The 8,882-nt window shown below is 41.4% G+C and carries 8 protein-coding genes; 2 read left to right on the forward strand and 6 right to left on the reverse strand.

The genetic code is table 11. The features are described 5' to 3' along the window. Positions 1-264: 264 nt before the first annotated feature. The 4 genes from PSI06_RS20105 to PSI06_RS20120 all read right to left on the reverse strand — a co-directional run bounded on the left by PSI06_RS20105 (position 265) and on the right by PSI06_RS20120 (position 5,288). The gene (locus PSI06_RS20105; protein ID WP_273604738.1) at positions 265-807 is read right to left on the reverse strand and encodes a DUF4124 domain-containing protein; all 543 of its coding nucleotides are present in this window, start codon (positions 805-807) and stop codon (positions 265-267) included. A 128-nt stretch (positions 808-935) separates the two neighbouring features. Further along, positions 936-1,676, reverse strand: coding sequence for a phosphoadenylyl-sulfate reductase (locus tag PSI06_RS20110; protein ID WP_004589442.1), 741 nt, complete (start codon positions 1,674-1,676; stop codon positions 936-938). Between the two features lie 42 nt (positions 1,677-1,718). Beyond that, a complete protein-coding gene (cysI, locus tag PSI06_RS20115) occupies positions 1,719-3,416 on the reverse strand; it encodes an assimilatory sulfite reductase (NADPH) hemoprotein subunit (protein ID WP_024031990.1) in 1,698 nt (565 codons plus the stop codon). 60 nt (positions 3,417-3,476) lie between these two features. Next, complete coding sequence (locus tag PSI06_RS20120; protein ID WP_273604737.1) at positions 3,477-5,288, reverse strand: assimilatory sulfite reductase (NADPH) flavoprotein subunit; 1,812 nt, start codon at positions 5,286-5,288, stop codon at positions 3,477-3,479. Positions 5,289-5,594: 306 nt separating this feature from the next. Here PSI06_RS20120 and PSI06_RS20125 point away from each other — a divergent pair, with 306 nt between their 5' ends. Next, the gene (locus PSI06_RS20125; RefSeq protein WP_273604736.1) at positions 5,595-7,226 is read left to right on the forward strand and encodes an endonuclease; all 1,632 of its coding nucleotides are present in this window, start codon (positions 5,595-5,597) and stop codon (positions 7,224-7,226) included. A 30-nt stretch (positions 7,227-7,256) separates the two neighbouring features. Here PSI06_RS20125 and PSI06_RS20130 read toward each other — a convergent pair whose 3' ends face one another. Continuing rightward, complete coding sequence (locus PSI06_RS20130) at positions 7,257-7,853, reverse strand: hypothetical protein (protein WP_273604735.1); 597 nt, start codon at positions 7,851-7,853, stop codon at positions 7,257-7,259. 113 nt (positions 7,854-7,966) lie between these two features. Then, entirely contained in the window at positions 7,967-8,149 is a 183-nt protein-coding gene (locus PSI06_RS20135) for a hypothetical protein (protein ID WP_240452938.1), read from the reverse strand. A gap of 143 nt (positions 8,150-8,292) precedes the next feature. On the opposite strand from PSI06_RS20135, the gene PSI06_RS20140 reads away from it, so the two are divergent. Continuing rightward, positions 8,293-8,745, forward strand: coding sequence for a hypothetical protein (locus PSI06_RS20140; protein ID WP_273587803.1), 453 nt, complete (start codon positions 8,293-8,295; stop codon positions 8,743-8,745). Positions 8,746-8,882 lie beyond the last annotated feature (137 nt).

Below are 8,882 nucleotides of genomic sequence, written 5' to 3' on the forward strand. Positions count from 1 at the left end.
ATACAATGAAATGCGACCGCACTTAAGTTTGGATATGAAAACACCAAATCAAGTGCATAAAAAAGACCTGGCGCTTTCGCACCAAGTCTTTCATTAAAACCGTCAACCTATTTCAGGACGGGACACATAATTAACGAGTATTGCAACTTGGTATTGCTTTTAACTGGCTGTAAGCCCTTAGCATAACGAAGGCGCAGTAACTCAGCTCACAAATTACAAACCCCTCATATTGAGTAAGTTTTAATGCTAAGCACACAATAAAATTTAGTACCCACCTATACTTTGCATCTCTTTACTGCGCTGCTCTAATTTTTGCTTTGCCTTTTCAGCATCTTCAAACAGTTTTTGAATAGATTCAGCGTTGTAAACGGTAGGTGTAGGTGGTTGAATACTCTTTTTTGAGGTACTTGCACTGCTACTCAAAATTGAGGTGTCTTCTGCGGCTACAACAGTGACATCACGGGCATCAAGTTTTACCTCAATACTTTTGCCATCTGCATTAGGCGTATCTGAAAAATGCCATTGGCCGTTTTTATCTTGCCACTTATAAATTTTGTTACCGGGTTTAATTGTCGCCGCATCATTGTTTACACTCTGCGCAATTTTATCGCCTGCTTGTTTTGCGCCTTGCACTGCCTGATTAAACGTATTGCTAGATAACGCGACCATTTTTTCTTTAATTTTGTGAGATTCAGCACTAATAGATGAACTAGAAAGCCATGTTTGGCCATCTGGCTTTTTTAGGTAAAACAAAGAGATAACAGCAATGATCATGACTGATATTGCCAAGTAGGTGAAGTATTTCATAGCGTTCCTGCTTAAAAATGAATCCTTGAAAGGCAAGTCTAATAAAAAATACTTAATCAGGCAATTTTTTTGCAATAAAAAACGCAACCTAAGTTGCGTTTAAATAGTTGTTTAGCATTTTCTTTTTTTTAAATGCCATCGCCGTCAATATGCAGCCCGCATTCGCGGTTTAAACCAAAAAAGCGCGTTTCTTCTTCGCTCATACCTGGCTCAAGTTTACGCGTAGTATGCACATCACCCATGGACACATAACCTTGCTCCCATAATGGGTGGTAAGGTAAATCATGCTTAGTAAGGTATTGATATACGTCGCGGTTTGACCATTCAATAATCGGGTACACTTTTACCGTACCTCGGCTTATCTCAACAAACTGTTTATCTGCACGGGTCGACGATTGGTCACGGCGCAGGCCACTAAACCAAGTACCGGCACCAATTTCTTTTAATGCGCGGGTCATGGGCTCTACTTTATTAAGCTGATTATATTGCTTAATACCGTCCTCGCCTTGTTCCCATAATTTACCATATTTAGCTTCTTGCCATGCAGGGCTTAGCTCAGCTTTATACACCTGTAAATTAAGTGATAGGCGCGCTGTCATTTGCTCAATAAACTGATACGTTTCTGGAAATAAATAACCCGTATCGGTTAATACCACAGGAATATCAGGACGCTGAGATGTTACTAAATGCAGCATGACCGCCGCTTGAATACCAAAGCTTGATGATAAAAAAGCTGTATCGGGTAAGTTCTCTAGTGCCCATGCAACACGCTGCTCCGCACTCATTGGTGCAAGTATGCCGTTTGCATCTGCAAGCAATGCCGCTTGGCTTTGCTTATCAAGCTGTAATATGTTTTTAAATTCACTCATGGTTAATTTTAAACCTCACCCACGCTCCGCGTGGGTATTTAATTAAGCGTGAAAATCGGTTACTGATACTTTTACTTCAGCAACAATGCCTTTGCGAATTACAAAGTCACCAAAACATTCACCGTCGTTTCGCTCACTTGCCCACTGGCCAATCAGCTTATCAAACGCGTCTAGGTAAACATCTTCACCTACGTTTTCTAGGTACAGTTTAGGAATGCGTGTACCTTCTAAATTACCGCCTAAGTAAACGTTGTATTTACCAGGGCCTTTACCTACTAAACCAGCTTCTGCAAGCATTGCGCGGCCACAACCGTTAGGACAACCTACAACACGCATAATAATACTGTCATCAGGTATGCCATGCTTAGCAAGTAGTGCTTCGGTTTTTTCAATTAAGCTTGGTAAGTAACGCTCAGCTTCGGCCATAGCAAGCGGACACGTTGGCAATGCTACACACGCCATTGAGTTTTTACGTTGCTCAGTGTCTTTGTCATCAATTAGGCCGTGGTTACGGGCAATTTCTTCAATGACTGCTTTTTGATCGGCAGGCACACCAGCAATAATTAAGTTTTGGTTAGCCGTCATGCGCATATCGCCTTGGTGCACTTCAGCAATTTTACGACAACCTGTTTTTAATGGCTTACCTGGGTAGTCTAAAATACGGCCACTTTGTATAAATAGCGTAAGGTGGTGCTTGCCATCAATGCCTTCTACCCAACCGATACGATCGCCACGGTGAGTAAACTCATAAGGGCGGCTTGGTGCAAAGCTTACACCGGCACGTTTTTCTACTTCGGCTTTAAATACGTCAGACCCAACACGGTCTAGTGTGTATTTAGTTTTTGCATTTTTACGGTTAGAACGGTTACCCCAATCGCGCTGCACTGATACAACGTGCTCAGCAATTTTTAAAGTGTCTTCTAGGGCAATAAAACCAAAGTCGTCAGCTTTACGCGGATACGTAGCCGTATCACCGTGGGTCATAGCTAGGCCACCACCTACAAGTACGTTAAAGCCAACAAGCTTGCCATCTTCAGCAATAGCAACAAAGTTTAAGTCATTCGCATGCACATCAACTTCGTTGTTAGGCGGAATAGTAACCGTGGTTTTAAACTTACGCGGTAAGTAGTTAGAACCTAAAATTGGCTCTTCTGTAGTTTCTGCTTTTTCGCCATTTAACCAAATTTCAGCGTATGCTTTCGTTTTTGGAAGTAAATGCTCAGAAATTTTTGCAGCCCACTCATACGCTTCTTGATGTAACTCTGACTCAACAGGGTTAGTCGTACATAGTACGTTACGGTTTACATCGCCTGCGGTGGCAATAGAGTCAATGCCAACGCTATTAAGCATTTGGTGCATGCCTTTAATATTTGGCTTTAATACACCATGAAATTGAAACGTTTGACGTGTTGTTAAACGAATACTGCCGTAACTTGTTTTTTCATCGGCAAATTTATCAATTGCTAGCCATTGCTCAGGCTTGATAATACCGCCAGGCATACGTGCACGTAGCATTACGTTGTGCAGCGGCTCTAGCTTTTGCTTTGCGCGCTCAGGACGTATATCGCGGTCATCTTGCTGGTACATACCGTGAAAACGTATAAGTTGGAAGTTATCGGCTGTAAAACCACCGGTAATTTCATCTTTTAAGTCTTGCTCTATGGTGCCACGTAAAAAGTTACTTTCTCTTTTCAAACGTTCGTTATCAGAAAGTTTTACGTTTTTATCTTGTTCGCTCATTTTAAATCCTAAATTTGTTACAGTGACGGCTGCTAGCTGTTAATAAAATAAGAAACGTGATTAATACACGTCTTTCTGATAGCGGTTAGCGCTACGTAAGTCTTTTAAATATTGCTCTGCGTCTTCGTAGCTTTTACCGGTGTTTTCGCTGATGATATCAACTAAGGCGTTGTGTACATCTTTTGCCATGCGGTTTGCATCACCACATACATAAAAATGCGCACCCGCTTCTAGCCACTCAAAAATTTCTTTTGAATTTTTGCGTAGTTTGTCTTGTACGTATACTTTTTCGGCTTGGTCACGGCTAAATGCAACGTCAACTTTGCTTAATAGGCCTGATTTTAAATAACCCTGAATTTCTACTTGGTACAAGAAGTCTTGTGTAAAGTGTGGGTTACCGAAAAACAGCCAATTTTTGCCTTGTGCTTCTCGCGAGTCACGCTCTTGTAAAAATGCACGGAATGGCGCAATACCGGTACCTGGGCCAACCATAATAATGGGGGTATTATCATCGCTAGGTAAACGGAAGTTGTCATTGTGCTCACTAAATACTTTAACTTTACACCCTTCTTCAGCACGGCGTGCTAAATAACCAGAGCAGCCACCTAAATGTTCGCTGCCAAAGGCGTCAAACTCAACTAAACCTACCGTTAAGTGCACTTCCTCTTCAACCTCGCTTTGGCTTGAAGCGATTGAGTATAAGCGCGCTTGTAGTTTACGTAGGCAATCAACTAAGGTTTGTGCGTCTATTTTTGCAGGATTTTGTGCCACTACATCAAAAATTTGACGAGGCTCAATGTACTCACGCATCGCGGCTTTATCTTCTACAAGCTTTAGTAGCTCTGGCGTGCCCGTTGCAACTGCGTATTTTTCTACAAAGCCTGGGTATGACTGAGTAAGCTCTAACTTTTCGATTAATGCATCGCGAATAGGCAGTGACTCTTCGCCCACTTTTACAAGTGTGCCTGAATCGATTTGCGTGTGTGTTAGTAGCTCATCTACGCGGGCTTCATCATTTAAAAAGTACACGCCTAATGAATCACCAGGTAAGTAGGTGATGTCTGAGCCTTCAAGCGAAATCTCAACATGGCGTACATCTTTAGTAGAATCGCGCCCTGTAATTTTTTGTACGGTAACAAGCTCTGCCGCAAATGGGTTTTGCTTAGTGTACTGGCTTGCTGCCGCTGTTGGCGCGCCAAATGGCATTGATACAACTTGGCCGCCAGCAGCATCTTGCTGTGCTTTTAAATCAGGTTCGAATGCATCAAGTGCACCGGTGATCCAAGTGGCTGCTTCATCATCGTAATCAACATCTAGGTCGGCACGTTGGAAAATAGTTACTGCGCCAAGTTTGTTTAAACGCTCTTCAAAGTCTTTTGCTGTTTGGCAGAAAAACTCATAGCTAGAGTCGCCTAAACCCAGTACCGCGACTTTAACGCCATCTAACTTAGGTGCTTTTTTGGTAGTTAAAAATTCATACAGTGTTTCAGCATCTTCAGGTGGCTCACCTTCACCGTAGGTAGATACAACAACGGTTAAAAACTTTTCTTTTTTCAGGGCTGTAGGTTTGTAGTCAGACATGCTCACAAGTTTTACAGCTAGACCGCGCGACTCTGCTTGCTCTTTAAGCTTAGTCGCCACACCTTTTGCATTACCTGTTTGCGAACCATACAAAATAGTAAGTGGCGCAGCATCGCTTGCAGCCGCTGTAGGCGCTTGCCCACCAAGAGCCGCAGAATTAGCATTTGCAGCTAAGTAACCACTTACCCACGCTTGCTGAATCGGATTAAGTTCTGCTACTAAGCCTTGCAGCTTTTGTACTTGCTCTTGCGATAGCGGGCTTGCCGCTGCGTTAAGTTGACCTAACAACATGAATTTGTTCCCCATAACCCTGAAAATTACATACAGCCCACATGGTGCGCTGTTCAAAATGAGTTTTACCTCACCCAGAGTAACTCTGCTGAGGTTTTATTAGTGTGCAGGATAGCGGGCTATGCGGTGAGAAAAAAAGAATAGAATCTGCTTTGTTATTCCATTTAGTTATTAATTTATATAAAGACCTTCAAAAACAGCTTAAAGGCTTATTATTGCTATTTTATTAATTTTGTATTTAACAAATTTGTAACCTTGTGCAGATAGTGTATGTTATTTACTCAACTATAAAAAATAGGAAAAATCATGTCACACGGGACATACAAAAATAAGTTACTTAGCACGGCATTACTGATTGCCGCCACCCCAGCAATGGCCAATGTCGCAAATGGCGGATTTGAGCAGTGGACAGGCAATACGCCTGACGCGTGGACCACAATTGATAGCGGTATTAATGTATCGCGCTCAACCAGTATCGTAAATAACGCAAACAGCGCGGCGGCTATTAATGTGACCACCGGCTCGCAAAGCAATACCGACTTATTACAACAAGTTAGTGTGGAGGCGGGCAAAACATATGATTTCTCAGTGGATGTATATCACACTGAAGGAAGCATAAGGGCCCGCCTGTATGTAGATGGCTACCAAGGGTACTCTAACCAAGCGCAAACTAACCAGTGGCAAACAATTAGCCACAGTTATACGCCTAGCAGTAATAAAACCATTAATATTGGTTTACGTTTTTACGATATGAGCGGCTTTGATGGCAATGAAACCGTTTATGTAGATAATTTTTTGCCTAATACAGACGGCGGCGCTACAGGCAGCTGTAACGACCATAGCCTTACTTTAACACTTAATACCGATAACTACGGCAGCGAAACCAGCTGGGTGGTTAACAACAGCCAAGGTAGCAGCGTAGCCAGTGGTAGTGATTATGCCTCTAACACACAATATAATGAGCAACTATGTTTAACTGATGGCGCATACACCCTAGTTATAAGTGACAGCTATGGCGACGGTATGTGCTGTAACGTAGGTAATGGTAATTACGCGCTCACTCAGGGCAGCACCACACTTGCCAGTGGCGCAAGTTTTAATAACACAGATAGTACAACTTTTGAATTAGGCGATAGCTCTGGTGGTGATACTGGCGGTGGCACTAACCCAACACCAACAGGTTATTACGTAACAACACAGGGCTTATCTGGCTATGCATTAAAAACTGAGCTTTATAACATTATCAAAAATCACAGCTCGCAAGGTTACTCGGCTATTTGGAACTTTTACGACTCTTCAGCACGCGATAAATACTTTGAAAACGATAACAGTATTTTAGATATGTATAGCGAAAAGCCAAATGGTAGCGACAGCTATATTTACACCGCGGTAAGCGATCAGTGTGGTACTTATAACAGTGAAGCAGATTGCTATAACCGCGAGCATTCGTTCCCTAAAAGCTGGTTTGGCGGCACAAATGAGCCAATGAATTCAGACGTGCACCACATTTATGCAACCGACGGTTATGTAAACTCAAAACGTAGTAACTACCCTTTTGGTGAAGTGGCTAGTGCATCATTTACATCAACAAACGGTAGTAAAGTCGGTTCAGCAGCAAGCTCTATTAATTACTCAGGTACGGTGTTTGAGCCAATTGATGAGTTTAAAGGTGACTTTGCCCGCGCTTATTTTTACATGGCAACCCGCTACGAGAATGTAATAGGCTCGTGGCAAAATAACACAACTGCCAGTAATGCAGTCCTTAATGGTACAAGCAATCAAGTATTCGAAAACTGGGTAGTAGCTATGCTACTTAACTGGCATAACGCCGACCCTGTTAGCCAAATGGAACTTGACCGTAACCAAGCAGCTTATGAGTTTCAAGGTAATCGTAACCCGTATATCGATCACCCTGAATTTGTTGAGATGATTTGGTAATAGCTTGGTTATAACTTTTTAGCCCCAGCATTAACTGGGGCTTTTTAATAACTGTACTTTTTGTTTAGCAATAAGTGACGCTACATACTGCTTTTCTAAATCCCACGGATGACGCTTCCAGCCCTTAAAACCAAAACCGATAATATACACTTGTGCTTGCTGCTTTAAAAAGTGCTCAATGGCTAACATTCCCGAACTGGGTGTTTTAGCTTTAAAAGCAGGTTTGCCAAACGTATATAAGTGTTTTAATAATGCTGTTTTATCGTGCTGGGCGATTCGACTCACGTTTGCAAGCGGGCTATATTTGCGTATTATTTCATCGCCATGGTCAATACAGCCCCTGCGGTTAATTAGCTTATAAAAAGGTTGAGTAAATAAGTTAGGTTTTGGAGCAGTGATCATGACATTTTTCAGCTGCGTTATATCTATATCTGGAAACGCTGCGCAAAGCATTGCGCCTTGCCTACCTCGTCCCACTAACCATAAATCAGTACATTTACGGCCTAAGTATGCAGGCATGTTTGCACACATATTAAAGCGCACCACTCTATCAAAGCTATTTAGAGTTTTACTTACATCCTTTTCGACGGGGCCATTACCTATAATTAACACTGTTTGCTTAGCCATACTACGCTCCTTGTACCTTTATTAGCGCATACTAACGTGCCCGCCACACTTTACCAGCAAACTTATATTAAACTTTTTTTGCAGTCACTCACTGTGCGGTAAATTAACAGGCATTACTTTTGATTTAAGGCCTGCTCTGCACGTTCTATTGATTCGTAGCGTTTGCCTGTAATTTTTATCAGCCATACTTTATCTGTAAAGGTTCGGCTTAAATACACTGTTTGCCCATTTGGGATTTGCGGCATAAAGGAAGAAATAGATTCCCACTTGCCATCAACCTGCTCTTTTAGCTTCAAGCTACTCTCACTAAAATAGCTAGATAAAAATTAACTACTTTAGTGAGAGTAGCTGATAAAATTTTTGTGAATATATCAATTTTAAACTGTGATAAGCTCAATTTAGAACTCAAAATATACATTTATTAAAAGTGAAATAATTAATGAGCACATCCTCTGTTTTGGTAAGCTTAGCACCGTCTGTTATAGCTATAGTTAGCATGTTAGTTTCAATGATTAGTGCGATGATTGCTTGGCGGATGCGCCAACATACGGAAATAATCCAATTAATTGAATATAAAAGGATCATAAGAGTTACATCTGCACATATAAATTCGCTATGGAATGATGTTATACAAGAAGCTAACTTAGCAAAAGTAAAATCCTCAACACTTAACGTCGATCAAAATTATTTAGAAAGAATAGAGTCAGCAGGTAATAGAGCTAAGAAAGGTCAAAAAAACTTCGCCAAAATGATTGCTGAATACAAGGAAAGAGAAAGAGATCTCACGATTAAAGATGCTGTGGAAGAAATCCTAATTCTTGAAGAAGTGAAAATTAGCGTGGAAGGAGATTTACAAAGGATAAGAAACGAATTTGGTTTTTACTTAGATTAATTGTTTAATCTGTATTAGTGTGATTACCAAGGGATTGTGTCGGTCTAATTACCGAGCGACTTTGTCGTAAATAGCATATCAGCCAGTTGTTAAACTGGCTATGATTTATGCCTATTCTTACAACGCTTGCGACCTTG

The sequence above is a fragment of the Pseudoalteromonas sp. GABNS16E genome, from assembly GCF_028598715.1.
GTDB classification, from domain to species: Bacteria; Pseudomonadota; Gammaproteobacteria; order Enterobacterales; family Alteromonadaceae; genus Pseudoalteromonas; species Pseudoalteromonas atlantica.

Coding starts and splice junctions, on each gene's coding strand:
- PSI06_RS20105 (WP_273604738.1), bottom strand. CDS start 807: ATGAAATACTTCACCTACTTGGCAATATCAGTCATGATCATTGCTGTT.
- PSI06_RS20110 (WP_004589442.1), bottom strand. CDS start 1,676: ATGAGTGAATTTAAAAACATATTACAGCTTGATAAGCAAAGCCAAGCG.
- cysI (WP_024031990.1), bottom strand. CDS start 3,416: ATGAGCGAACAAGATAAAAACGTAAAACTTTCTGATAACGAACGTTTG.
- PSI06_RS20120 (WP_273604737.1), bottom strand. CDS start 5,288: ATGTTGTTAGGTCAACTTAACGCAGCGGCAAGCCCGCTATCGCAAGAG.
- PSI06_RS20125 (WP_273604736.1), top strand. CDS start 5,595: ATGTCACACGGGACATACAAAAATAAGTTACTTAGCACGGCATTACTG.
- PSI06_RS20130 (WP_273604735.1), bottom strand. CDS start 7,853: ATGGCTAAGCAAACAGTGTTAATTATAGGTAATGGCCCCGTCGAAAAG.
- PSI06_RS20140 (WP_273587803.1), top strand. CDS start 8,293: ATGAGCACATCCTCTGTTTTGGTAAGCTTAGCACCGTCTGTTATAGCT.